21 protein-coding genes are annotated in these 23,616 nt (G+C 68.9%); 13 read left to right on the top strand and 8 right to left on the bottom strand.

The window, feature by feature from the left end; all coding sequences use genetic code 11:
- Nucleotides 1-7: 7 nt before the first annotated feature.
- The 7 genes from ASF51_RS04985 to ASF51_RS04955 all read right to left on the bottom strand — a co-directional run bounded on the left by ASF51_RS04985 (nt 8) and on the right by ASF51_RS04955 (nt 8,138).
- A complete protein-coding gene (locus tag ASF51_RS04985; protein WP_055926001.1) occupies nt 8-910 on the bottom strand; it encodes an amidohydrolase in 903 nt (300 codons plus the stop codon).
- Between the two features lie 40 nt (nt 911-950).
- Entirely contained in the window at nt 951-1,838 is an 888-nt protein-coding gene (locus ASF51_RS04980) for an NAD(P)-dependent oxidoreductase (RefSeq protein WP_055925999.1), read from the bottom strand.
- Nucleotides 1,835-2,842 (bottom strand): NAD(P)-dependent oxidoreductase, encoded by a 1,008-nt coding sequence (locus ASF51_RS04975; protein ID WP_055925996.1) that lies wholly within the window; start codon nt 2,840-2,842, stop codon nt 1,835-1,837. Before ASF51_RS04975 ends, ASF51_RS04980 begins: the two co-directional genes overlap by 4 nt.
- Nucleotides 2,839-3,882, bottom strand: a complete 1,044-nt coding sequence (locus ASF51_RS04970; protein WP_055925993.1) for an ABC transporter permease — start codon at nt 3,880-3,882, stop codon at nt 2,839-2,841. The genes ASF51_RS04975 and ASF51_RS04970 overlap by 4 nt, the downstream gene beginning before the upstream one ends.
- Nucleotides 3,879-5,393, bottom strand: coding sequence for a sugar ABC transporter ATP-binding protein (locus ASF51_RS04965; RefSeq protein ID WP_055925990.1), 1,515 nt, complete (start codon nt 5,391-5,393; stop codon nt 3,879-3,881). The genes ASF51_RS04970 and ASF51_RS04965 overlap by 4 nt, the downstream gene beginning before the upstream one ends.
- Nucleotides 5,394-5,521: 128 nt before the next feature.
- On the bottom strand, nt 5,522-6,577 hold the full coding sequence (locus tag ASF51_RS04960; RefSeq protein ID WP_055925987.1) for a substrate-binding domain-containing protein: 1,056 nt from the start codon (nt 6,575-6,577) through the stop codon (nt 5,522-5,524).
- Nucleotides 6,578-6,782: 205 nt separating this feature from the next.
- Nucleotides 6,783-8,138, bottom strand: a complete 1,356-nt coding sequence (locus tag ASF51_RS04955) for an NAD(P)H-dependent oxidoreductase (RefSeq protein ID WP_055925984.1) — start codon at nt 8,136-8,138, stop codon at nt 6,783-6,785.
- A 245-nt stretch (nt 8,139-8,383) separates the two neighbouring features.
- Between ASF51_RS04955 and ASF51_RS04950 the strand changes: the two genes are divergently transcribed.
- The 3 genes from ASF51_RS04950 to ASF51_RS04940 are packed head-to-tail and all read left to right on the top strand — an operon-like array spanning nt 8,384 to nt 10,243.
- Nucleotides 8,384-9,418, top strand: coding sequence for a substrate-binding domain-containing protein (locus ASF51_RS04950; RefSeq protein ID WP_055925981.1), 1,035 nt, complete (start codon nt 8,384-8,386; stop codon nt 9,416-9,418).
- Entirely contained in the window at nt 9,411-9,728 is a 318-nt protein-coding gene (locus ASF51_RS04945) for a putative quinol monooxygenase (protein ID WP_055925978.1), read from the top strand. The genes ASF51_RS04950 and ASF51_RS04945 overlap by 8 nt, the downstream gene beginning before the upstream one ends.
- Nucleotides 9,728-10,243 (top strand): gluconokinase, encoded by a 516-nt coding sequence (locus ASF51_RS04940; protein WP_055925976.1) that lies wholly within the window; start codon nt 9,728-9,730, stop codon nt 10,241-10,243. Before ASF51_RS04945 ends, ASF51_RS04940 begins: the two co-directional genes overlap by 1 nt.
- 6 nt (nt 10,244-10,249) lie before the next feature.
- On the opposite strand, the gene ASF51_RS04935 is transcribed toward ASF51_RS04940, so the two are convergent.
- Nucleotides 10,250-11,800, bottom strand: coding sequence for an HNH endonuclease signature motif containing protein (locus ASF51_RS04935; RefSeq protein WP_055925973.1), 1,551 nt, complete (start codon nt 11,798-11,800; stop codon nt 10,250-10,252).
- Nucleotides 11,801-12,107: 307 nt separating this feature from the next.
- Here ASF51_RS04935 and ASF51_RS04930 point away from each other — a divergent pair, with 307 nt between their 5' ends.
- From ASF51_RS04930 to ASF51_RS04885, 10 genes are all read left to right on the top strand, one after another.
- Nucleotides 12,108-12,869, top strand: coding sequence for a BtpA/SgcQ family protein (locus ASF51_RS04930; protein WP_162236922.1), 762 nt, complete (start codon nt 12,108-12,110; stop codon nt 12,867-12,869).
- Between the two features lie 52 nt (nt 12,870-12,921).
- Entirely contained in the window at nt 12,922-14,133 is a 1,212-nt protein-coding gene (locus ASF51_RS04925) for an SIS domain-containing protein (protein ID WP_055925967.1), read from the top strand.
- On the top strand, nt 14,126-15,043 hold the full coding sequence (locus tag ASF51_RS04920; protein ID WP_055925964.1) for a carbohydrate kinase family protein: 918 nt from the start codon (nt 14,126-14,128) through the stop codon (nt 15,041-15,043). The genes ASF51_RS04925 and ASF51_RS04920 overlap by 8 nt, the downstream gene beginning before the upstream one ends.
- Entirely contained in the window at nt 15,043-15,774 is a 732-nt protein-coding gene (locus ASF51_RS04915) for an aspartate/glutamate racemase family protein (RefSeq protein ID WP_055925961.1), read from the top strand. Before ASF51_RS04920 ends, ASF51_RS04915 begins: the two co-directional genes overlap by 1 nt.
- Nucleotides 15,771-17,324 (top strand): amidohydrolase family protein, encoded by a 1,554-nt coding sequence (locus tag ASF51_RS04910; protein WP_055925958.1) that lies wholly within the window; start codon nt 15,771-15,773, stop codon nt 17,322-17,324. Before ASF51_RS04915 ends, ASF51_RS04910 begins: the two co-directional genes overlap by 4 nt.
- A complete protein-coding gene (locus tag ASF51_RS04905; RefSeq protein ID WP_200926086.1) occupies nt 17,321-18,274 on the top strand; it encodes a polysaccharide deacetylase family protein in 954 nt (317 codons plus the stop codon). The genes ASF51_RS04910 and ASF51_RS04905 overlap by 4 nt, the downstream gene beginning before the upstream one ends.
- Nucleotides 18,267-20,081 (top strand): ABC transporter ATP-binding protein, encoded by a 1,815-nt coding sequence (locus ASF51_RS04900; protein ID WP_055925955.1) that lies wholly within the window; start codon nt 18,267-18,269, stop codon nt 20,079-20,081. The genes ASF51_RS04905 and ASF51_RS04900 overlap by 8 nt, the downstream gene beginning before the upstream one ends.
- Nucleotides 20,078-20,947, top strand: coding sequence for an ABC transporter permease (locus tag ASF51_RS04895; protein ID WP_055925953.1), 870 nt, complete (start codon nt 20,078-20,080; stop codon nt 20,945-20,947). Before ASF51_RS04900 ends, ASF51_RS04895 begins: the two co-directional genes overlap by 4 nt.
- A 4-nt stretch (nt 20,948-20,951) precedes the next feature.
- Complete coding sequence (locus ASF51_RS04890) at nt 20,952-21,938, top strand: ABC transporter permease (RefSeq protein ID WP_055925949.1); 987 nt, start codon at nt 20,952-20,954, stop codon at nt 21,936-21,938.
- 82 nt (nt 21,939-22,020) lie between these two features.
- A complete protein-coding gene (locus ASF51_RS04885; protein WP_055925946.1) occupies nt 22,021-23,613 on the top strand; it encodes an ABC transporter substrate-binding protein in 1,593 nt (530 codons plus the stop codon).
- Nucleotides 23,614-23,616 lie beyond the last annotated feature (3 nt).

The raw sequence follows: 23,616 nt of genomic DNA, 5'->3' as shown, positions 1-23,616 counted from the left end.
CGCGCACTCAGAGCCTGTACGCCCGCGTCGCCGTGCCCACGAACAGCTTGTGCCGATCCTCGCGGGACAGACCGGTTGTCAGCTCGTCGAACGCGCCGAACAGCTCACCGAAACCCGAGTACAGGCTGTCGACGGGAAAGTTGCTGCCGAACATCGTGCGCGACGGCCCGAAGATGTCGATGGTCTCGAGCACGAAGGGTGCGATCGACTCCCTCGTCCAGTCGTGGTCGTTCGTTCCCAGCGCCGACACCTTGGTCACCACGTTCTCCCTCGCCGCGAGCGCCCGCATCCCCGCGGCCCACTCCGACCGCGACGTACGGTCGCGCCCGATCGGCATGCCCGCGTGGTCGAGAACGATGCGCACCTCCGGATGTTCGGCCGCCAGTTCCGCGGCCTCCAGCAGCTGCGACGGAAAGACCTGCAGGTCGAATGACAGACCGAGTTCGCCGAGCAGCGCGAAGTTCGCTCGCCACACGGGGTCGGCCATGACGTCGGCCCGGTCGCGGTGCGTGTACACCGGGTCGGGGTGCCAGTTCAGGATGTCGCGGATGCCCCGCACGATGCCGAACCCGGCGTGCGCGCGCAACTGCGCCGGGGCATCCGAGTCGAGCAGCGACACCTTCGCGACATGCGCGCTCGGCAGGCCCCGCTCGGCCGCGACGTCGGCGATCCACTGCGTCTCGTCGATCGGCGACGCCGCGCCGTTCTCGATGTGCACCGACCCGATGAGCGAGTACCCCCGGGTGTCGGCGAGGTAGTCGTCGAGCGAGTACGATCGCCGCAGCGGGCGGTCGTCGCCGTGATAACGGAACGGTTCGACCGGCCCCTCGAGCCACGGGTACGAACGGCTCAGATCCGTGAGGTGGTGATGCGCATCCACGATCTGCAGCCCGGACGCGGGCTCCGTCATCGGCCCATTCGTCAGCTCAGTCTTCGGCCCATTCGTCGGCTCAGTCATCGCGCGCTCCCCGCCCTTCGATCGTGAGGTACACCCCGGTGTGATCGAGCTCTCCGAGCCCCTCGTCGATCATCTCCTGGAAAAGGTCGGTCACCGCCGCGGTCACCGGCAGGGCGAGTCCCCTCTCGCGCGTCGCCTCCTCGATGAATCTCAGGTCCTTCAGCTGGTTCTTCGCACTGCCTCCGGCGGCGAAGTCCTCGTCGATCCAGTTGTCACCCTTCTGCCGCAGCACCGCAGTGGCGGCGAGGCCGCCCTGCAGCAGTTCGCGCAGCACGGCCAGGTCGAGTCCCGACGACCTCGCCAACAGCATCGCCTCCGACACGGCGCTCACGACTCCGGCGACGACGATCTGGTTGCACGCCTTCGCGAGCTCGCCGGCTCCACTGCCGCCGAGCACGCGCACGGTCCTGCCCACATGGGTGAACAGCGGGAGCACTATGGGCAGCACCGACGGGTCTCCCCCGACCATGATGCTGAGCGTGCCGTCGTGCGCGCCGACCGTGCCCCCGCTCAGCGGCGCATCCACCACGGCCACGCCGTGCACGCGGGCCAGCTCGGCGGCGAAGTCGGCCACGGCGACGGGCGAGACGGTTCCGTGCACCACGAGAATCGGATGCTCGATGCCGCGCTCGGCCCATCCGGCCAGCAGGCCGTCGTGGCCGTCGAGCAGCTCGCGCAGCTGCGGCAGATCGGGCAGCACCGTGAGGGTCACATCGGCCGCGGCCTCGCGCGGGGTCGCGGCGACAACGGCGCCCAGCGCCTCGAGGCCGTCGGTCTTGGATGCGGTGCGATTCCACACAGTGAGCGACCCGAGACCGGCCAGCAGATTGCGCGCCATCGGCTCGCCCATCGGCCCGAGTCCCAGCAGCGAGACGCTCATGCCGACCCTTCGCCCGAGCCGTCGCGCGAAGGGTCGCGCGACGGCTCGAACGATGCGAGGTCGACGAGCTGCTCGGGCGCGACCTCGTCGAGCAGCACCGAGGCCTCGAAGCCGAGCAGCTCGCGCGAACGGCGCAGTTCGAGCCCCACCCCACGGCCGGCGATCGGGCGGCGCACCACGGAAGCGGCGAACAGGTCGAGCGCATCCTCGGTCGGCGTGGTCAGATAGGTCAGGGGCGCGGCGACCAGGATTCCGGGGGCCGCCGGGGTCTCGTGCAGCAGGGCCGCCACGATCGAACGCCCCGCATCCGAAACGTCGAGGTAGCTCCAGCCCTCGGCAGCCTGCCTCCGCGGATCGGAGCCGAGGGCCGCGCGCAGATGCGCCCCGAAGGTGCGGCCGCCGTCGGCCGTGATGTCGCGCACCAACGGAAAGCGGAGGCCCGTGACCGACGCGTGCCAGCGCGCCGCGACCATCAGCGCGGCGTGCTCTCCGGCCTGCTTCGACAGCGAGTACTCGTCGGAGACGTGCGGGGCGGCGTCTTCGTCGTAGGGGAAGACGGGCGGCAGCACCTCGTCGCTTCCGAGCGGGTATCCGTTGGCGTTGATGCTGGACGCGTAGACGATCTTCCTCACACCGGCCGCCGCAGCTTCGGCCAGCACGGTGAAGGTTCCGACGGTGTTGACCCGGTAGGTCTCGACCGCGTCGGCCATGCCCAGACCCGCGTACCCGCCGAGGTGCACCACGGCATCCATGCCCTGCACCGCGGCACGCACGGAGGGCTGGTCGGTGACGTCGCCGCCGATGACGGTGATGGATGCCGCCGGCAGGCCGGCGTCCGCCGCATCCGCCCGGTCGAAGACCGTGACCCGCGCGCCCTCAGAGACGAGGGCCGCCACGGCCGCACGTCCGATGAGGCCGGAGCCGCCGGTCACGAGAACGGCGGCCCCGTCGAGCGACGCGAGCGGCCCGGGCGAAGGCGCTCCGGTTGCGGCCGAGGCCGTCACGCGCGCACGGCCGGGGTCGAGGCCGTCGGAGGCGCGGCCGTGAGATCTTTCTTGTTGCTGCGCTTGAGCATCGGCCAGCCCTTGCTGCCCTGGTCGAGCGACACCGCGATGAGCACGACGAGGCCGGTGACGATCTGCTCGTAGAAGCTCGGAACGTTCAGCAGCACGAGACCGTTGGTGAGGGCGCCGAGGATCACGGCACCGACGAGCGTGCCGGCGATGCGGCCCTCGCCTCCCATGAGGTTGGCGCCGCCGATGACGGCCGCCGCGATGGCTGTGAGCTGGTACGGGGCACCGGCATCCGGTTGAGCGGCGTTGATGCGGGCCACGATCACAAGACCGCCGAGCGCGGAGAGCCCGCCGGCGATGCAGTAGACGGCGATCTTGACGCGGTGCACGCGAACGCCGGAGAGCCACGCGGTCTCCTCGCTGCCGCCCACCGCGATCACGTTCTGCCCGAACACCGTCTTGCGCAGCAGCAGCCCCGCGCCGATGGCGACGATCGCCACGACGATCACGACGACGGGAATGCCGATCACGTAGCTGTTCAGCAGCAGCACGAACTCCTTCGGCACGTCGTAGACCGGCTTGCCGTTGGTGGCCACATAGGCGCAGCCCTGGAAGACGCTCATCGTTCCGAGCGTGGCGATGAACGGAGGGAGCCTCAGTTTGGTGATCAGCAGCCCGTTCACCGCGCCGCAGAGCAGACCCAGCACGATGCCGGCCAGAAGGCCGAGGGTGGGCGGCACCCCTCCGTTGACCATGAGCGTGGCGCTGACGATGCCCACGAAGCTGGCGATCGCGCCCACCGACAGGTCGATGCCGCCCGTGATGATCACGAACGTGAGGCCGATGCCGATGATGGCGTTCACACTCGCCGACACCGCGACGTCGCGCAGGTTGCCCGCGGTCAGGAAGTTGGGGTTGAGGAGGCCGAGAACGATGAACAGGACGATCGCGGCGATGTAGATGCCGAGCGCCTGGAAGTTGATCTGCCTGCGGGGTCGCACGGCGACTCCGTCGGGGGTGCCGCTGGTCATGATGTTCCTTTCGCTGTCACACCCATGGCGTTCGCCACGATGCTGTGTTCGTTGATGTCGGCGCCGGTGTGCTCCGAGACGAACTGCCCGGCCTTCATCACGAGCACCCGATCGCTGATCGAGATGATCTCGGGAAGGTCGCTCGAGACAACGATCACGGCGTTGCCCTCGGAGGCCAGCTGGTCGATGAGTTCGTAGATCTCGACCTTGCCTCCCACATCGACTCCCTTGGTGGGCTCGTCGAAGAGGTAGACGCTGGCTCCGAGCCAGATCCACTTGGCGATCACGATCTTCTGCTGGTTTCCCCCCGAGAACTGCCGGGCGTTGAGTCTCACGTTGGCGGGGCGCAGCGACATACGCTTGCCCATCGCCTCGGCCATGGCGACCTGCTTCTTCGTGCTGATGAAGGGTCCGATGCCATTGAGCTGCCCGTCGGCCGTGAGGGCCACGTTGGCGAAGGCGGGCGTCTGCAGCACGAGCCCCTGGGCTTTGCGGTCTTCGGGGATGAACGCGATGCCGGCCGAGCGGCTGTCGCGCGGCGACCTGATCTTCACCGGCTTGCCGCCGATCGTCACGCTGCTGCGCGACCCCTCGTCGGCCCGGATGATCGACCGCAGGAATTCGGTCCGGCCCGATCCGACGAGGCCGGCGATGCCCACGACCTCGCCCTTTCTGACCGAGATGGAGAGAGGGCCGACGCCGGTCGGATGGCTCACGCCGGTGGCCTCGAAGTGCACGGGCGCCGACGCGTCGACGGGATGCTGCCGCTCGAATGAGAGCAGCTCGCGGCCGACCATGCGCCGCACGATGTCGTCCGACGACGTCTCGGTGATGGGCCGGTCGAAGGCGGGCTTGCCGTCGCGCAGCACCACCACGGTGTCGGAGACGCTCATGACCTCGGGCATCTTGTGCGACACGTAGATCACACCGACCCCGCGGCCGTGGGCGATCTCCCGCACTCGCGAGAGCACCTCGGCCACGTTGTGCTCGAGCATGCTCGTGGTCGGCTCGTCGAGGGCCACGATCTTCGCGCCGAACGCGAAGGCCCGGGCGATCGTGAGCGCGTGCCGCTGTGCGGGACTGAGCCGCGAGACCGGCGTTCGCGCATCCATCGGGAAGCCCATCTGGGCCACGTCTTTGAGTGCTCGCTCGATGTCGTCGGACGACTCCCTGCGCTGCCTTCGGCTGAGGCCGAGCAGCAGGTTCTGCTCGACACTCAGCTGCGGCACGATGGCCGGCTCCTGCTGGGCGATGCGCACGCCCTCGGCGAGGGCGCGGCGCGAGGTGTACTCCATGCGGCGCACCCCGTCGATGGTGATCGAGCCGCGGTCGGGCCGAAGCGCGCCGCCGAGGATGCCCAGGAGGGTGCTCTTGCCCGCCCCGTTCTCGCCGGCCAGCGTGCGGATCTCTCCTCGTTCGAGGGTGAAGCTCACGCCGTCGAGGGCGCGAACTCCGGGGAACGACTTGGCGATGTCGCGAACCACGAGCAGATGCTCGGCTGTGTCGGCCATGGGTTCACCTTCCTGTGCGTCGGGTCTGGTGCGTCGGGTGGAATGCGATGGGTGGGGTCTCGTCGCGCGCGACGACAGAGTGGATGTCGGTGGGCGCCCGGGTGGGCGCCCGCCGACTCGGGGGTGGGTTACGGCATGCCGGTCGGGTAGTCGGCCACGTTCGCCGAGTCCACGATGAAAGCGGGAACGTCGACCCAGCCGGGAACCTTCTTGCCGTCGAGCAACCACAGGGCAACGTCGACGCCGGTGGCGCCTTCCGTAGTGGGCCGCTCGCTCACGGTCGCGGTGAAGCCGCCGTTGGCGATCTGCTTCTTCGCCTGCGGAATACCGTCGGTTCCCACGAGCAGCACCTGGCCGGTGAGGCCCTTCGCGTCGATCGCGGCCTGCACGCCCAGTGCCATCCCGTCGTTCTGCGAGTAGAACGCCTTGATGTCAGGGTTGGCGGTGAGCATCGTGGTGGCGATCTCCTGGGCCTTGGTCTGGTCCCACGAGGCGGTCTGCGAGGCCACGATCTCGAGGTTCGGGTGCGTGGCGATCTGCTTGGTGAAGCCGTCTCCGCGGTTGATCGCGTTGCTCGATCCGGGGTCGCCCTCGATCATCGCGACCTTACCGCCGTCGGGCAGCTTGTCGGCGATGTAGTCGGCGGCCGTGGCACCGATCGTGGTCGCGTCGGGACCCACGTACACCACGCCGGGGATGCTGCTCTTGGCGTCGTTGAGCACGACGGCGGGGATGCCCTCGGACAGGGCGGACTCGAAGATCGAGTCGAGGCCCGTTGCCGAGATCGGTGACGCGAGAATGGCGGAGCAGCCCTGGTTCATGGCGCTCTTGGCCTTGTCGAGCTGCTCGGTGATGGATGACTCGTCGGTCACGTCGAAGGTCTGGAAGTCGACGCCGAGCTCCTTGGCGCGGTTCTCGAAGCCGTCGCGCTCGTAGCCCCAGAACTCGTTCGAGAGCGTGCGGGTCACGTAGCAGAGCTTGGCTCCATCGGGAACTGTCGGGTCGCCGAGTTCGGCGGTGACGTCGTCGACGTCGGTGGTCTTCGACGCGTCGACGAGCGAGGTGATCGAGTCTGCCGAGCCGGATGCAGAGCCGGTGTCTCCGTCGGGGGATGCGGTGCAGCCGGCGAGCAGCACGAGCGCTGCTCCTCCGGCCAGGGCGACGCCCAGGGTGCGGATCTTCATGAGGTCCCTTTCTTCATTGGAAGGATCTGTCGTGCTGTGTGGATGGGGTGAGGATGCCGCACACCGACTGCTCGAGATCGATTCTCGCAGTCGCATCCGGTGCGGTCGTCGGGGAGAGGATGATCCCCGGGTGGTGATAGTGGTGCGGTCGTGCTGGTCGTTCTGGCGGGTCGTGTCTGCGGGTCGTTCTGGAGGGTCGTTCCTGCTAGCGAGAGAGAACGGAGTCGTCGACGAGCAGCGCCTCGGTCTCGCGGCGCAGTTCGAGGGCCTCGGCGAGCGAGTCGTCCATGATCACGTCGTCCCAGCCGACGGTCTCGCCCTGGGCGACGTCGTTGCGCAGCTCCACGTGGTGGGCGAGCGCGACGGGCAGGGCGCCGGTGGCCACGGAGTGCTTCGCCGAGACGAGCTTTCCGTACACCGTGTAGCCGCCTTCGCCGTCGAGGAACTCGCCCGCCTTCAGGTCTTTCTTCGCGGTCGCGACGACGTCTCCGTAGAAGCCCTCCGGCTGCCCGGTCGAGATGCCGCGCAGGGCCGCATTCGCAATCGACACGTTCAGCTCGAGACCGACGTAGTGGTACGGCCGATAGAGCGCCGCGTACTGCTTGGTGGGGTCCGGATGCCACGGGTACTCGTCGAAGCACGTCGAGACGTAGGCATTGGTCGCCTTCACGACGACGTACACGCCCTCCTGGGTGTTGTGAGGAATCCAGGAGCCGTCGCGGTTCACGCTCGACATCACGTCGACCGTGCCTTCGTGGGCGAGGGCGCCGCCGAGGGAGCGCGGGCGGCTGATCGTCGCGATCTCCTCGACGTCGCCGGGGGTGAAGGTGAGACCTTCGTCTGAGGGCACGAGCCCCGCCGCGTTGGCCACGGCCGCCATCTCAATGGCCGCCTTCGTACCGTCACGGAAGCTCGTGTGCATATAGGGGTTGAGTTGGCCGGAGTCGGTGAGCTCCTTCGAGAACTCCCAGTTCTCCCAGACGTTGTCGGGGTTCATCTGGTGGTAGTGCTCGAGGAATTTGGCGCCCTTTCCGGCGCAGACCACGTCGAAGCCGCTGGTGCGGGCCCAGTCGACGAGCTCCATGATGAGGGCGGGCTGGTCTCCGTAAGCCATGGAATAGACGACCCCGGCCTTCTCGGCCCGTTTCTGCAGAGCCGGCCCCGCGAGGGCATCCGCCTCGACGGTGACCATGATGATGTGCTTGCCGGTCTCTATGGCGGCCAGCGCGTGGCGGATGCCGACGATCGGGTTGCCGGTCGCCTCGACGATCACGTCGATGTCGGCGTCGAAGAGCAACGAGGCGTCGGCGACGATCGTCGTGGTGCGGTTGGCGAGGGCCTCGGGGATGTCCGCCGCCATCTGGTCAGCGGGCCAGTCGACGAGGGCGAAGGCTCCCTTGGCCCGCTCGACATTGATGTCGGCGATGGCCACGACGTGCACGCCCGGGATGTTGCGGGCCTGCGACAGGTACATCGTGCCGTAGCGGCCGGCGCCGATGAGCCCGATCCGGATGGGCTTGCCGTCGCTCTCTCGTTCTTCGAGCAGTTTGTGCAGATTCACGTTGACCTCTCTGATCCGTGCGATTTGCGGCGGAGGACCAGAGGCCGGGGGCCTCACGACATCCTCGTCGCGGTGTGTGCGTGAAATTGTGAAGAATTCACCCGGATTGGAACCGGTACCACTTTTGTACCATCGGCTGATACGATGTGTCAACAGCCGGTTTCGACGGGCCTGAAACTGCTCGCGGCCTATGCTGTGGCAGGGGGAAGCGATCGTAGACAGCACGCCGGCGACGAGGGAGTCACGTGAAGAAGGCACCAACGATCAGAGACGTCGCCGCTGCCGCGGGCGTCTCTGTGTCGGTCGTGTCGCGTGTGCTCAATGAGGGTTCGGTCGCCGTCGCCACGCGCGAGAAGGTCGTCGCGGCGATCGCCGAACTCGGATTCCGGCCCCGGGCGGCCGCTCGCGAACTCAATGGGGCGAACCTCACGATCGGACTCGTTCTCGCCGACCTCACCAACCCGTTCTTCGCCCGTCTCGCCGACCGCATCGTCTGGGAGGCGCGTGGCCGCGGCGTGCAGGTGGTGCTCATGACCACCCAGGAAGACCCGCACATCGAGGCCGAGACCCTCGCCACACTGCTCGACCGATCGGTCGGAGGCGTCATCGCGACCCCCACGGGCGGCAACATCGACAAGTGGTCACGGCTGCAAGACCTGGGAGTCGACCTCGTCTTCGTCGACAGGTCGATCGCTGCGCTCGAGAACACCGACGTCGTCAGCATCCACAACGAGGCTTCGGCCGCAAGCGCCACCGAGCATCTGATCGGTCTCGGCCACCGTCGCATCGCCGTGATCTCGGGGCCGCTCACCACCTCCACGGGAACCGCCCGCATCGCGGGGTACGAGTCGGCTCTGGCGGCCGCCGGCATCCCCTCGGATGCGGCGCTCATTCGCGGCGTGCCTTTTCGAGGCGACGCCGGTGCCGATGCCGTGGCGGCCCTTCTCGCGTTGCCTCTCGCCGAACGGCCGACCGGGCTCATCGTGGCGAACACCGCGCAGGTGCAGTCGAGCATGCGCCAGCTCTACCAGATGGGCATCGATATTCCGCGCGAGCTCTCGGTGATCGTGTTCGACGACAACCCCTGGACGGAACTGGTGTCGCCGCCGCTCAGCGTCATACGGCAGCCCATCGACATGCTGGCACGACACTCCGTGGATCTTGTTCTGGGCCGGATGCAGGGCAGACTTCCTGTAGGCCCGCGTTTCATCGAGGTGCAGGCCGAGTTCGTGTCGCGCAGCAGCAGCGCTGCGCCCAACCCCGTGGAGTCCCATGTCTGAAGCAGTCGTCGTCACCGTCACCTTCCGTCCTGTCGAGGGCGCCAGAGACGAACTCGTGAAGGCCCTCTCGGCGGGCATCGCCGAGGTGCACACCGAGACCGGATGCGAGCTCTACGCGATTCACGACGCTCCCGACGGAACGATCATCATGCTCGAGAAGTGGAGCTCGGCCGCCGACCTCGAGGCCCACGGCTCCGGCGAGATCGTCGCCCGCATGAACGCGACCCTTGTCGGCCTGCTCGAGTCCGCACCCGAGATCACCCTGCTGTCACCGATTCCCGCGGGAAGCAGCTACCAGGGCCAGCTCTGATGGCGGGCCAGAGCGCGGGCCATGAGCTCGTGATCGTCGGGGGCGTCTCGGGGTCAGGCAAGTCGACGGTCGGAGCCCTGCTCGCCCAGCGCCTCGAGGTTCCGTTCATCGATGCCGACTCGCTGCACCCCGAGGCGAACGTCACCAAGATGGCGGCCGGCCTGCCGCTCACCGACATCGATCGCGAGCCCTGGCTGGTGCGCATCGGCGAGGTTCTGGCCGAGCACGACGCCTCGGGTCTCGTTCTCGCGTGCTCAGCGCTCAAGCGCAGGTATCGCGACACGATTCGCGCTGTGGAGCCGTCGACCGTTTTCATCACCCTCTCCGGGCCTCGCGAGCTGATCGCGTCGCGCATGGGAGCCCGTACCGACCACTTCATGCCGGCCTCCCTGCTCGATTCGCAACTGGCCGCGTTCGAGCCGCTGGAACCCGACGAGATCGGAGCCGACGTCTCGGTCGACGCGCACATCGACGACATCGTGGATGCCGCCGCCCGCGTCGTTCGCCCCGCCTGACAGACGTCACCACGGCCGACCCACCCTCTGCTGCCCTGCGGCGCGTGCCGGATTCTGCCGCCCGCGCCATCCGGGCTCGCGCACGTGCGGCTTGCCGCGGATCATCTCGAGTTGCCACGCCGAGGTGTGGATCGTGGCGTGGTGGAACGGGCACAGCAGCGCCAGGTTGTCGAGATCAGTTCTGCCCGCGAGGAAGCTGCTGCTGACCCACGGCACGACGTGGTGCGCCTGACACCGCGATGGCGGCACCCTGCATCCGGGAATCACGCAGCCCCCGTCGCGCGCGGCGAGGGCTCGTCGTTGTCGGCGGCTGGCCAATCGTTTGGCCTTGCCCTGGTTCAGCACACCTCCGTCGGAGCCGAACAGCGTGACGATCATGTCGGAGTCGCACGCGAGCATCTCGACGGTGCTCATGGGCACCGGTTCGGTGCTGCCGTCGATCCAGCCGACCCCACGCCCCGCCTCGAGGTCGCTCACGGAGACGTGCACGTTGATCGTGGGCGCGAAGCCGTTCAGTCTCGACGCCGCGGGCGACGCGGCCGCCAGCTCGATGAGGGCCATCACGGCGTCGAGGAGCTTCTGCTCCGAGGTACGCGTGTCGACGACGACATAGTCGCCCGCGCCGGCGCCGCGGCCGGACCCTTCATCCCCAGCAGCGTCGGCACTCACGCCCGCGTCGCCGTCTCCCTCCGCCCGCGGCGCCACCGGATCGCCCGTGCGTGGACTCAGAATCGAGTCGACCGCCGCAAGAAACACTCCCAGTTGCAGAGGCGGCAGCGCATACCGCCCGCGCGCCATGCCGTCGGCGCCCACCTTCGGGTAGCTGAACCCGCGCAGCTGCTGCTTGACGGCATCCCGAGGTTCGGCCCCGTCGGGGTCGAGGTGTTCCCGGATGCGTGTCGCAAGTCGGGCGAGCTCGTCGACGGTGAAGCGCGGGGTCGCGTCGACACGATCACACTCGCCGCCGTCGGCTGCGGACTCCTCAGCGGCCGAAGCACCGGGAACCACATTCTCTGTCGCCGCATCGACCAGTCTCCGTTCAGCCTCGTCGACCGCCGCGGACCACACGACGCGAGTCACCACCTCGGTGAGAGTGCGGCAGATGACCGACGCCGCGTCGACACCGATGCGGCCCGAGAACATGGCCCGCTCGACAGCCGGAAAACGACTGGCCAGCGGCAGTCCCGTGGGAGATGTGACCGACCGCACCTGCCGCCCCAGCATCATGCGCGCGCCGGCCGTGCGCTCGGACACGTTCGCCGTGGCCGCGAGCAGTTTCTTGCCCGTCGCGAACCCGTGCCGGTAGGCGAGCCCGTCAGACTCGAGTTCGCGCCGCGACTCGTACTCGACCTCGGCGGCGGCCCAGACGCGAGCCGCATCGGAGGCCCGGCCGACGGCCTCCCAGTCGTGCACAGCATCCAGGAGCTCATCGCCGACGACGCCACCCGCAGCACCGACGCCACCCGCAGCACCCGCAGCACCCGCGCCGCGCTGCTCATCGAGCAGCTCGAGCAGGCGCGCGGCGATGTCGCCGAGGGATGCGTCGCGGAGGTCCATACGAGAAGTAGAACAGCAGCCACCGACATCGGCATTGAGAACGTATTCTGGTCATGATCAGGGGATCTGGCTGTGGACAATTGCAGTTATACGTTGCCTGTGGAGGAGTAGCCAGGGCCGCGCTCCCGATACGGCCACACGTGGCCCATTCGATCACCGCGGCGCGCGCATGAGCGCAGTTCGTATCGCATGGTGCAGCCAACTGAATACAATCGGGGCCGGTAACACGTTGTTTACGGCCAGAAACATGGCTGAAACATCAAACTGTATACCGTTTGATCATGACCTTCGAGATCGACGTGCAGCCGTGAGCGCCTTCCGCCTTGTGGGCGTGATCCATCTTCCGCCCCTGCCCGGGGCCGCGAACTATCGCGGCGCATCCGTGCGTGAGATCGCGCGCATCGCCGCCGAGGATGCGCGCGTTCTGGCCGACGCCGGCTTCACCGATGTCATGATCCAGGACGCCAGCGACAACCCCCAGCCCGTGCACGTGGGTCCCGCGACGGTGGCCGCCATGGCCGTCGTCGGCGCCGCCGTGCGGAACGCCGTCGACCTCTCGCTCGGTGTCGTCGCCGGACACAACGACGGCGAGACATCCGTGTCGATCGCCCACGCCATCGACGCGCAGTTCGTTCGAGTGAAGGTCCTCACCGGGGTCTCGGCCGGCCCCGACGGGTGGATCGAGGGATGTGCTCACCGGGTCGCCATGCTCCGCCGCCTGCTCGGCTCCGAGGTGGAGGTCTGGGCCGACGCGCACGAGGCCACGAGCCGCGCCGTCACCGGCGACGTGGTGTGGGCGGCCCAGCAGGCCATGTCGTTCGGTGGCGCCTCGAAGGTCATCGTGACCCGAGACAGTGGAGTGACCGATGCCGTGACCGACATTTCTGCGGTCAAGGCGGCCGTGGGTGACGACATCGACGTTCTGATCGGTGGACGCGTCAACCTGGGCAACATCGCGATCGCCAGGGCAGGATCCGACGGCGCGATTCTCGGCAGCGCCATCAAAACGGGGCCCGGCGACGATGCTCGCATCGATCCCGAGGCCGCCCGCGCCTTCGCCACGAGCTGACCGACGACGCGCCCCCATCCACTCGAACCGACACCAGAAAGCACCGCACCCCATGAGCACCCCCATCCTCGACAGCCCCCTTCTCGGACCGGACAGCCCGCTCGACGCGCGGCAGAAGCAGGTCGTCGAGCGCGTCTCAGCAGCAGAACGGGCGAGCATCCTGGCCCTGCCGACCGACGACCCGCTCGACCCCAAGCGCCGCCTCCGGGTCGAGGCGACGCGAGGCGAGATGTTCGGCCAGCCCGACGCCATCCGCGCGACGTGGCTGCGCAACGAGCAGACCCTGAGGGACCTCGCGAACACGATCGCCGGAGCGTCGATCGACCGGGTCTTCCTCGTCGGTGCCGGAGACTCCCTCGCGGTGATGATCGCCGCGCGCAGCATCCTCGAGGAGATGCTCGGCGTCGCGTGCGAACCGGTGCAGAGCCTGGAGTTCGCCTACTACCGATCGCACCTCGTCACCGAGCGCAGCCTCGTGATCGCCCTGTCGAGCTCGGGCGAGACCACGCGCACCGTCGAGGCCGCCCTCGCGGCGCAGCACGCCGGCGCCATGACCCTCGGCCTCACGAACACCCCGGGGTCGACACTGGATATCGAGAGCCAGACCACCCTCCTCATCGAGGCGACCCGCGTCGGCTGGCCGACCCAGTCGTCGACGGCCGCCGTCGCCCTCCTCTTCCGTCTCGCCGTGCTCGTCGGCGCGCACCGCGGCATCCACCGCTCTGCCGAACTCTCGACGGCACTCGACGGGCTGCCCGAGCTGATGGCCGGGGTGCTCGCCTCCCTCGACGAGCCGATCGCCGCCGTCGCCGCGACCGAGGCGCATCGACCGATGTACCTCTTCTCTGCAGCGGGGCCGAACTGGGCCGCCGCGATCGTCGGCGCCGCCAAGATCAAAGAGACCACGCCCGACCACGCCGTCGAGATCGAGGTCGAGGAGTTCCACCACTACAACTCGCAGAAGCCCGGCGAGCCCATGTTCCTCATCGCCCCGACCGGCCCCTCCGTTCCCCGCGCGGTCGACACGGGAACCGACGCCCGCCGCTTCGGCGGCCAGCTCTACGTGTTCACCACGATCGGCGAGACGGCCTTCGCCGAACACGCCAACGTGATCTTCGGGCTGCCGGCGATCGACGAGACTCTGAGCCCCCTGCTCTACCTTCCCGCCGCGCAGCTCGTGGGCTACCACCTCGGCATGGCCAAGTTCGCGGCGGCCGAAGCAGAGCTGGCAGCAGCGAGCGAAAACGAGACCCCTCGTGCCTGAAACCCCGTCCCTCGTCTGCATCGGCAACCTCACCGTCGACGTCGCCGTTCACAACGGCGAGCCGAGCGAGCCCGCGATGGGAGGCGACGCCGCCTACGCCGCACTCGCCGCGCGACTGCACCTCGACGCGGTGCGCATGCTCGCTCCCGTGGGAACCGACCTGCCCGCGGGAGTCCTCGACTCGCTCGACGACGCCGGCATCACCGTCACGGATCTCCCCCGCCGAGACCTGCCCACCGTGCGCAACGTCATCACGTACCACTCCGACGGCACCCGCACCTGGGACATGCTCGCCTCCGAAGAGGACTTCGACCGACTCTCCGTCTACCCGGCCGACGTCGACGCCGACGCGCTCGGCGCATCCGGCATTCTCGTCTCGGCCATGAGCCTGGCCTCGCAGCTCGCCCTGGGCCCCTGGCTGCGCGCCAACACCGACGCCACCATCTACCTCGACCTGCAAGAGGACTACCTCGACGGCAACCGCGAGGCCCTGCTCGAACTGGTCGGCCAGTGCGATGTCTTCCTCCCCAGCGAGGTCGAGGCCGTGAACCTCGCCGGCACCGACGACCTCGCCGCCGCCGCGCGCCTGTTCGCCCGCCACGGCGCATCCGTCGTCGTCATCAAGCGCGCAGAGAATGGATGCCTCGTGCTGGCCGCCCCCGAGGCCGACGTCGTCGAGGTGGCCGCGCAGACGGTCGCGCCGGTCGACAGCACCGGCGCGGGCGACGCCTTCTGCGGTGCGTTCGCGGCCGTGCACCTGCTCACCGGCGACCCCGTCGCGGCGGCCGAGGCCGGCTCCGCTGCCGCCCGCATCGCGATCGGCGCCTTCGGCATCGACGGACTGCTGCGGGCGAGCAGCCGCGAACGCGGCACTAGCGCCGCATCCACCACCCCGAGCGAGGCGCGCTGATGCGCATCGCGATCATCAACCCGAACACAACGTCCGCGATGACCGCATCGGTCGTCGCGGCGGCCACCTCCGCGGCCCGAGAAGGCACCGAGCTCGTCGGCATCACCCCCGCCCACGGAGTGCCGAGCATCGAGAGTCACATCGACGAGGTGCACGGCGCCGCATCCGCGCTCGCCGAGGTGCAGCGGCTCGAGACCGGCGCCCCGGGCGAGCGACCCGACGCCTACGTCATCGCCTGCTTCGGCGACACGGGAGTTCCCGCCGCCCGCGAGGCCGCCTCTGGCCCCGTCGTGGGCATGACCGAGGCCGCCCTCTCCACCGCCGCACTCATCGCCCACCGCTTCACCGTCATCACGATGCCGCCGCGCACCCGCGAGATGTCCGACCGCGTCGTGCGTACGCTCGGCCTCGAACACCGGGTCGTCGTGCGGGCGATCGACGAGCCCGTCTCCGCCGTCGAAGACGGGTCGCTCCACCTCCTCCCCCTCTTCATCGACGAGGGCCGCCGCGCCCTCGCCGACGACGCGGCCGAGGCCATCGTTCTCGGATGCGCCGGGCTCGCCGAGCTGGTCGGCCCGCTGAGCGACGCCCTCGGCGCGCCGGTCGTCGAGGGCGTATCCGCCGCGGTCGCCTTCGCCGACGGCCTCCTCGCCCAGGGCCTCGGCACGTCCCGCGTCAGCACGTGGGCGGCACCCTCCGCTTCACCCGCCCCCGAGGGAGTGGCCGAATGAGCATCCTCTTCAGCGACGTCTACGTCTACGACGACACCGCGACGAGCGGCATGTTCGGCCCCACCGACGTGCTCGTCGAGGGCGACCGCATCGCGACCATCGGCCCGGATGCCCGCCGCCGGTTCGATGAGCGGGTCGCGACCCGGCCTGGCCGAGACCACGAAGAGCACCGCGAGATCGCCGGCCGCGCCCACCACATCGTTGTGCCCGGACTCATCAACGCCCACTTCCACTCCCCCGCCAACCACATGAAGGGATCGATGCCGAGCCTGCCCCTCGAGCTCTTCATGCTGTTCGAGTCGCCCTCCGACCCCGAGCTCACGCCCACGCCGCGCGAGGCCTACCTCCGCACGATGCTCGCGGCCCTCGAGATGCTGCGCACCGGCACCACGACCGTGCAGGACGACGCGTTCCTGATGCCGTACCCCACTCCCGAGATCATCGACGCGGTCATGCAGGCCTACGCCGACTCCGGAATCCGCGCATCCGTCGCGCTCGACCAGCCCGAGATTCCCGAGGCCGAGAAGCTGCCCTTCCTGCGCGAGACCGCCGGGGGCGACCTCGCCGCGGCGCTCGACGCGCCCGCTCCCCTCGATGCGGCCGGCCTGCTCGAGGCCTACGACTATCTGCTCGACCGCTGGCACGGTAGCCACGATGGTCGCCTCACCGCCGCGGTCTCGATCTCCGCCCCGCAGCGCGTCAGCCCCGAGTACTTCGGTGCGCTCGACGAACTGAGCCGCACCCACGGCATCCCGCTGTTCGCCCACATGCTCGAGACCAAGGCTCAGCGAACCCTGATGACTAAGCAACCACGCTTCGCCGGCCGCTCGCTCGTGCACTACACCGCCGACCTCGGGCTGCTGAGCGAGCGGATGAACGTCATCCACGCCGTCTGGGTCGACGATGACGACCTCGAGTTGATCGCCCGGGCCGGCAGCACCATCGCCCACAACCCGGTCAGCAACCTCCGCCTGGGCAGCGGCGTCGCTCCATACCGCCGGATGCGTGAGCTCGGCATTCCTGTCGCGCTCGGAGTGGACGAGGCCGTCTGCGACGACAGCGTCAACCTCTGGGGAGTCGTGAAATCCGCCGGGCTCGTGCACAACGTGTCGGGCCTCGACAGCGATCTCTGGCCGACCGCGGCCGAGGTGCTCGACAGCCTGTGGCGCGGCGGAGCCGCTGCGCTCCTGCGCTCCGACGACCTCGGCGCCATCGAGGAGGGCCGGCTCGCCGACATCGCCCTGCTCGACCTGCACAGCCCGGCGTTCACCCCGTTCAACGACCTGCGCGGCCAGCTCGTGTACTGCGAGCAGGGCGCGAGCGTGCGCCTCACCATGGTCGGCGGTCGTGTCGTCTTCGAGAACGGCTCCGTCACCACGGTCGACGAGACCGCGTTGCTCGACGAGGCTCGAGAGCTCTTCGCCCGCAAACTCCCCGTGATCGAGCGGGCGCGCCAGGCGGCGCGGCCGCTCGTGGCGCCCTACCAGGCGATGGTCCGACAGTCGGCCGCGGCCGATGTCGGCATGAACAGATGGATCGGACCCTCATGACCACCGAATCGATGACCGAATCGACGACCTCGGCGTCCCTCGCCCGACGCATTCCAGCCCACGACCGTTACCCGTACTCCCCGATCACGACGCGCGTCGGACCGACCTGGCCCGGCGGCGCCCGGCTTGCCGTCTACGTGGCCGTCGGCATCGAGGATTACCACTTCGGAGACGGACACACCGAGAATCTGCTCGACGGGGTTCCCACCCCCGACCTCGTGAACACGAGCTGGCGCGACTACGGCAACCGCGTGGGAGCCTTTCGTCTACTCGGTCGCTTGGAGCGGCTGGGCATCCCCCCGACAGTCCTCCTCAACACCGCCGTTTACGACAGCGCCCCCGATCTCATAGCCGAAGCCCGCAGACTCGGCGCCGAGTTCGTCGGCCACGGCATCTCGAACTCCGATTCGCTCGTGGGTCTCGACGAGGAGTCGGAGCGCGCCTATCTCTCCGCCGTCTCCGCCCGCATCGAGAAGGAGGAGGGCGCAGCCCCCCTCGGCTGGTCGAGCCCGTGGCTCTCGCACACCGACAACACCCTCGACCTGCTCGGCGAGACCGGCTACGGCTATCTCCTCGACCTGCGCATGGACGACCAGCCCACCTGGCTCACCACCCGCTCGCAGCCGCTGCTCTCCGTTCCCTATGCGCTCGAGCTCAACGACAGCACGTCGATGATCGGTCGCCATGTCGGCGCCGCCGAGTTCGCCGACATGATCATCGACGAGTTCGACGAGCTCCTCCTCGCGGCCACGCCCGAGCGGCCGCTCGTACTGAGCATCGTGGTGCACTCCTTCATCTCGGGCGCTCCCTTCCGGCTCCGCCAACTGACCCGCGCGCTCGAGCACATCGCCGCCCGGGCGGGCGACGACGTCTGGCTGACCCAGCCCCGTGACATCCATGCGGTCGTTCACGCCGCCCTGACGACGCCCGAGGTGACCCGCCATGTCTGACTCCGCCGCCCGCGTCGAGGGCCTCCGCGTCAGCCTGGTGCGCGACGGAGTGCGCTCCGACGTGCTGCGCGGAATCGACCTCACCGTCGGCCGGGGGGAGATCCTCGGCATGGTGGGCGAATCGGGCTCCGGAAAGAGTGTTCTGGCTCTCGCCATGATGGGCCTTCTGCCCGTCGCGGCCGATCCGCAGGTCGACGGAACCATCCGCGTCGGCGACGTCGACATGGTGCACGGCAGCCCCGAGCAGCTGCGCGCCGTGCGACGAAACGAGCTCGGCGTCATCTTTCAGGATCCGATGACGTCGCTCAACCCGACCATGCGCGTCGGCGCGCAGATCACCGAGGCCACACACGACTCGGCCGAGTCGATCCGGCTGATGTCGGCGGTGGGTATCGCCGACGCCCCGCTGCGTTTCACCGTCTATCCGCACGAACTCTCCGGCGGACTACGCCAGCGCATCATGGCGGCCATCGCCGTCGCCGGCCGTCCGTCGCTGATCATCGCCGACGAGCCGACCACCGCCCTCGACGTGACCGTGCAGGCCCAGGTGCTCGACCTGCTGCGCGAACTTCGCGACGAGTTCGGCTGCAGCGTGATGCTCATCACCCACGACCTCGCCGTGGCGGCCCAGATCGCCGACCGCGTCGCCGTGATGTACGCCGGGCGCATCGCCGAGATCGGCGCGACCGAGGAGATCATCCACCGGCCGACCCATCCCTACACGGTGGGGCTCCTGCGCTCCCGTCTCTCGCTCGACACCCCGCGCGACCGCCGGCTGCTCACCCTGCGACCTGAGACCGCGAGCGCCGCCGAGCGAATGAAGGGCTGCGCCTACCACTCGCGCTGCCCGCTCGCCGTCGAGCGGTGCGCGACCGAGCAGCCCCCGCTCGCGCCGGCGTCGCAAGGCGACACGGCAGGAACGGCAGACACCGCGACCGAGCATCTCCGCGCCTGCTGGCGCACGGTCGCCGATGTGCAGGGCTACACCCACGAGACGAGCGATGCGACGCCGATCGCCTCGCTCGCCCGACCCGGCGCGTCCGCTGACACCACCGCGACACCCGCAGCCCCCGCCGTGCGCATCACCGACCTCACCACGGTCTTCGCCCTCAAGGGCGGAGGCCGCCGCAAGCGCCAGGTGCACGCCCTCCGCGGCGTCGACCTCACCGTGGCGGCCGGCGAAGCCGTGTCGATCGTCGGAGAGAGCGGCTCGGGAAAGTCCACGCTCCTGCGCGTGATCGCCGGACTCGCCCCGGCCACCACAGGGCGCGTCGAACTCGCGGGCCGCGGCGCGCAGATGGTGTTCCAGGATGCCGGTTCCTCCCTCACGCCCTGGCTCACCGTCGGCGACATCCTGCGCGAGCGGCTGCGCCCTGCGAAGCTCGATCGCGCCGCCGCCTCCCGCCGGATCGGCGACGCCCTCGAGGCGATCGGCTTGCCCGAGACCGTCGCCGCGCTCCGTCCCGCGCAGCTGTCCGGCGGCCAACGCCAGCGCGTGGCCCTGGCGCGCGCCACGATCATCCCGCCGTCCGTTCTGCTCTGCGACGAGCCGACGAGCGCACTCGACGCGTCGCTCGCCGCGAGCGTGCTCAACCTCATCCGCGAGCTGCGCCGCAGCCTCGACATGACCGTGCTGTTCGTCACGCACGACCTCGCCGTCGCCCGGCTCATGGGTGATCGCGTCGTGGTGATGACCGAGGGCACGATCGTCGAGAGCGGTGACGCCGACGACGTCATCCATCACCCCGAGCATCCGTACACCCGGTCGTTGCTGGCATCGGTTCCCGACATCGGGGTGCTCTCGTGAGCGCGGCGGTTCCCGAGGTCGGCTCGCGCCGGTTCCGGATGCCTGCGGCCACCCTGGGCGCGCACGCCGGCACCCGGCTGAGCGTGGTCATCCTGGTCGCCCTGGGCATCCTGACCCTGGTCGCGCTGTTCGCCCGGGTGCTGACGCCCTACGATCCGGTGCAGCCGATCGGCGCGCTCAACCTTGCGCCAGGATCCGACGGTCACCCGCTCGGCACCGACTCGATCGGCCGCGACATCCTGAGCCGCACGCTCATCGGGGTGCAGGTGTCGTGGTTCTCGTCGCTCGTCATCGTGGCATCGGGGCTGGTCATCGGCGGCATCGTCGGCATCGCCGCGGGAGTGTTCGGCGGTTGGCTCGACGCGCTGCTCATGCGCTTCACCGATCTGTTCCTGGCGCTGCCCGGCACCCTCGTGGCGATCGCCATCGTCGCCGCCCTCGGCTACAACCTGCAGAACACGCTCATCGGCATCGCCGTGGTGTGGTGGCCGTACTACGCCCGCATCATCCGCGGCGAGGTCAAGTCGTTCGCCGCCCGGCCCCATGTCGAGGCGGCGCGGGTGGCCGGGGCCAGCCGCACCCGGGTCGTGTTCCGGCACATCGTTCCGGGAGTCGTGCCGACCGCGATCGTCACGGCAAGCCTCGACATCGGCAACGTCGTGCTCCTGCTCGCCGGCCTGTCGTTCCTCGGCCTGGGCCAGCCCGCTCCCGCCCCGGAACTCGGCGCCGACACCGCGCGCAACCTGTCGCAGCTGCTCAGCGAGTGGTGGGTGCCGGTCATCCCCGGTCTCGCCGTGCTCGTTCTCAGCCTGCTGTCCAACCTCGGTGGCGACGCCGTTCGAACGCTTCTGGCACGAAGGAGGTAGCCGTATGTTCCGATTCATCGTCCGCCGGGCCGGCTCCGCCGTTGTGCTCATGCTCGTGCTCTCGGCCATCATCTTCGTGCTGCAGGCCGTGAGCCCCGGCGACCCGGTCAAGGCCTACCTCGGCGCCAACGCGTCGCCCGAGGCCATCGCCGCCAAGCGCGAGGAGCTCGGGCTCAACGCTCCGATCTATGCGCAGTACCTGCGCTTCATCGCGAACCTGCTGCAGGGCGACCTCGGCCAGTCCTTCCGAACTCACCGCCCCGTGCTCACCGACCTGCAGTCCTTTCTGCCGGCGACGCTCGAGCTCGTGATCTTCTCGTTCCTCGTCGCGGTACTCCTCGGTGTGCTGTTCGCGGTCTCGGGATCCCTGCGCTGGAAGGGCGGCGCCCTGTTCCGCGGTCCGCTGCTCGTGCTCGCGGCCGCTCCGCCGTTCCTGCTCGCGCTCGGCGGGATCGTGCTGTTCTACGCCCAGCTCGGCTGGCTTCCGGCCAACGGGCGCGGCGTCGACAGCAGCTCGCCGACCGGATTCGTCATCCTCGACAGCATCCTGACCGGGCAGCCGGCCTCGATCGGGCTCGCGTTCCAGCATCTGCTGCTGCCCGGCGTTGTGCTGGCGATCGCCCCGGCCATCGCGATCGGTCGCATCCTGCGCTCGAGCCTCGACGCCACCATGAACGCCGACTATGTGCGCACGGCCGAGTCGAAGGGACTCACTCCGTTCACGGTGCTGAGGCGGCATGTCGTGCGCAACTCGATCGGCCCCGGCCTGTCGATGGCGGGCCTGCAGCTCGGCTTCATGTTCGCTGGCGTCGTTGTGGTCGAGCAGATCTTCAGCTGGCCCGGCATCGGCAACTACCTGGCCGGAAGCATCCCCGTCTCCGACTTTCCCGCGATCGCCGGCGTGACCCTCGTTCTCGGAACCGTCTACATCGTGACCAACGCGATCGTCGACATCCTGCAGGTCGCGGCCGACCCGCGCCTGGCCGCCTGACCCACCACCCCACAAGCTGCACCACCGCACCACACGGCACCATCTCCCTGTCCCACCCCACCCCCTCTCCAAGGAGTCGAAAGTGACATCTCGAAAGACCCGGAAGCTCGTTCGCGCGGGCCTCGCCGCCCTGGCCGTCGTGCCCATGCTCGCGCTGGCCGCCTGCACGGCGAGCGGCACGACCAGCACCCCCAACGCCGCGCCCAGCGACGGCGTTCTCACCATCGGACTGCTCGGCGACATCGGCCAGCCGCCGGACCCCGACATCTACTACGCCAACAACGGCCTCGCTATCGTCCTCAACACGTATGAGGGTCTTGTTCAGTACAAGAACGACATCGACACGGTCGAGATCGCACCCCGTCTGGCCGAGTCGTGGGAGGTCTCGCCCGACTTCACGACGTACACGTTCACGCTCAAGCCCGACGTCACGTTCCACGACGGAACCCCGTTCACTTCGGCAGCGGTCAAGTCGTCGCTGCAGCGCCGGGTCGATGTCGACGGCGGGGCCGCCTACATGGCGGCCGGCGTCGCATCGGTCGACACCCCCGACGACCTCACGGCCGTCGTGACGCTGTCGGAGCCGAACTCGGCGTTCCTCGACTACCTCGCGTCGCCGTTCGGTCCGAAGATGGTGTCGCCCACCGGGGTCGAGGAGAACGCCGGCTCCGACAACGCGCAGACCTACCTGCAGACCCACGACCTCGGCACAGGACCCTACGAGCTGAGCGCCGTCGAGCCGGGAGCCAAGTACACGCTCACGCAGTACGACGATTACTGGGGCACGAAGTCGCCCTTCACCACCGTCGAGCTGCCCATCTACAACGACGTGTCGGCTCTCCAGCTGGCCTTCGACAAGGGCGATGTGTCGGCGATCGTCGCGGCGCTGCCCTCGTCGAGCCTCGACAAGTACGACGGCAACGCGGCATTCAACAGCGACATGCTGCCGACGCTCCAGTCGGCCCTCGTCACCGTTAACCCGAGCAAGCCGTTCTTCGCCGAGAAGGAGGCCCGCCTGGCCTTCCTGCAGTCGATCGACCAGGAGAAGCTCGTCGACCAGGTTCTCGGGGCTCGCTCCGAGCCGGCCACGACGCTCTACGCCAAGGGCATGATCTCCGACGGCTCCGACAAGCAGAACATCGAGTACGACCCGACCGTGATGGCCGACTACGCGAAGACTCTGCCCGAGGGATCCGAGATGGTCGTGGGCTACGCATCCGGCAACACGAACGCCGAGCAGATGGCCAACATCGTCACCGCCAACCTGCAGACCACGGGTATCCAGGCCACGGCCCAGAGCTACCCGACCTCGCAGGTGTTCGGCTGGGCGAACGACCCCACCCAGGGACCGGACGCGTTCATCGACGGCAACAACGGACCGGACGGCGGCAACCCCTACATGTGGGGACACGTCTTCTGGGACAAGACCGGAGGAATCAACTACTTCCTCTGCGACGACCCGTCGACCGACGCCGACCTGAACGAGGCCGTCAAGACCGGTGACGAGGCGCTCTTCGCCAAGGCCGCGCAGACCTACTCGGCGACCGGCTGCTACATGAACCTGTCGTACAACAAGGACTGGGTCGTGTCGCAGAAGTGGCTCGACGGTGTTGCCGAATCGCACAACATCGGCGCGAACGAACTCGACTTCAGCCTTCTCTCGATCGCTGAATAGGCC

The sequence above is a fragment of the Agreia sp. Leaf283 genome, assembly GCF_001422485.1.
GTDB lineage: Bacteria > Actinomycetota > Actinomycetes > Actinomycetales > Microbacteriaceae > Agreia.
Note: the sequence above shows the minus strand (reverse complement) of the source record. Positions and strands in the feature narration are given on the sequence as shown.

Bases quoted from the DNA above. Each gene is read 5' to 3' on its own strand.
- ASF51_RS04985 (WP_055926001.1), bottom strand. From the start codon at position 910: ATGACGGAGCCCGCGTCCGGGCTGCAGATCGTGGATGCGCATCACCAC.
- ASF51_RS04980 (WP_055925999.1), bottom strand. From the start codon at position 1,838: ATGAGCGTCTCGCTGCTGGGACTCGGGCCGATGGGCGAGCCGATGGCG.
- ASF51_RS04970 (WP_055925993.1), bottom strand. From the start codon at position 3,882: ATGACCAGCGGCACCCCCGACGGAGTCGCCGTGCGACCCCGCAGGCAG.
- ASF51_RS04965 (WP_055925990.1), bottom strand. From the start codon at position 5,393: ATGGCCGACACAGCCGAGCATCTGCTCGTGGTTCGCGACATCGCCAAG.
- ASF51_RS04960 (WP_055925987.1), bottom strand. From the start codon at position 6,577: ATGAAGATCCGCACCCTGGGCGTCGCCCTGGCCGGAGGAGCAGCGCTC.
- ASF51_RS04945 (WP_055925978.1), top strand. From the start codon at position 9,411: ATGTCTGAAGCAGTCGTCGTCACCGTCACCTTCCGTCCTGTCGAGGGC.
- ASF51_RS04940 (WP_055925976.1), top strand. From the start codon at position 9,728: ATGGCGGGCCAGAGCGCGGGCCATGAGCTCGTGATCGTCGGGGGCGTC.
- ASF51_RS04935 (WP_055925973.1), bottom strand. From the start codon at position 11,800: ATGGACCTCCGCGACGCATCCCTCGGCGACATCGCCGCGCGCCTGCTC.
- ASF51_RS04925 (WP_055925967.1), top strand. From the start codon at position 12,922: ATGAGCACCCCCATCCTCGACAGCCCCCTTCTCGGACCGGACAGCCCG.
- ASF51_RS04915 (WP_055925961.1), top strand. From the start codon at position 15,043: ATGCGCATCGCGATCATCAACCCGAACACAACGTCCGCGATGACCGCA.
- ASF51_RS04910 (WP_055925958.1), top strand. From the start codon at position 15,771: ATGAGCATCCTCTTCAGCGACGTCTACGTCTACGACGACACCGCGACG.
- ASF51_RS04905 (WP_200926086.1), top strand. From the start codon at position 17,321: ATGACCACCGAATCGATGACCGAATCGACGACCTCGGCGTCCCTCGCC.
- ASF51_RS04900 (WP_055925955.1), top strand. From the start codon at position 18,267: ATGTCTGACTCCGCCGCCCGCGTCGAGGGCCTCCGCGTCAGCCTGGTG.
- ASF51_RS04890 (WP_055925949.1), top strand. From the start codon at position 20,952: ATGTTCCGATTCATCGTCCGCCGGGCCGGCTCCGCCGTTGTGCTCATG.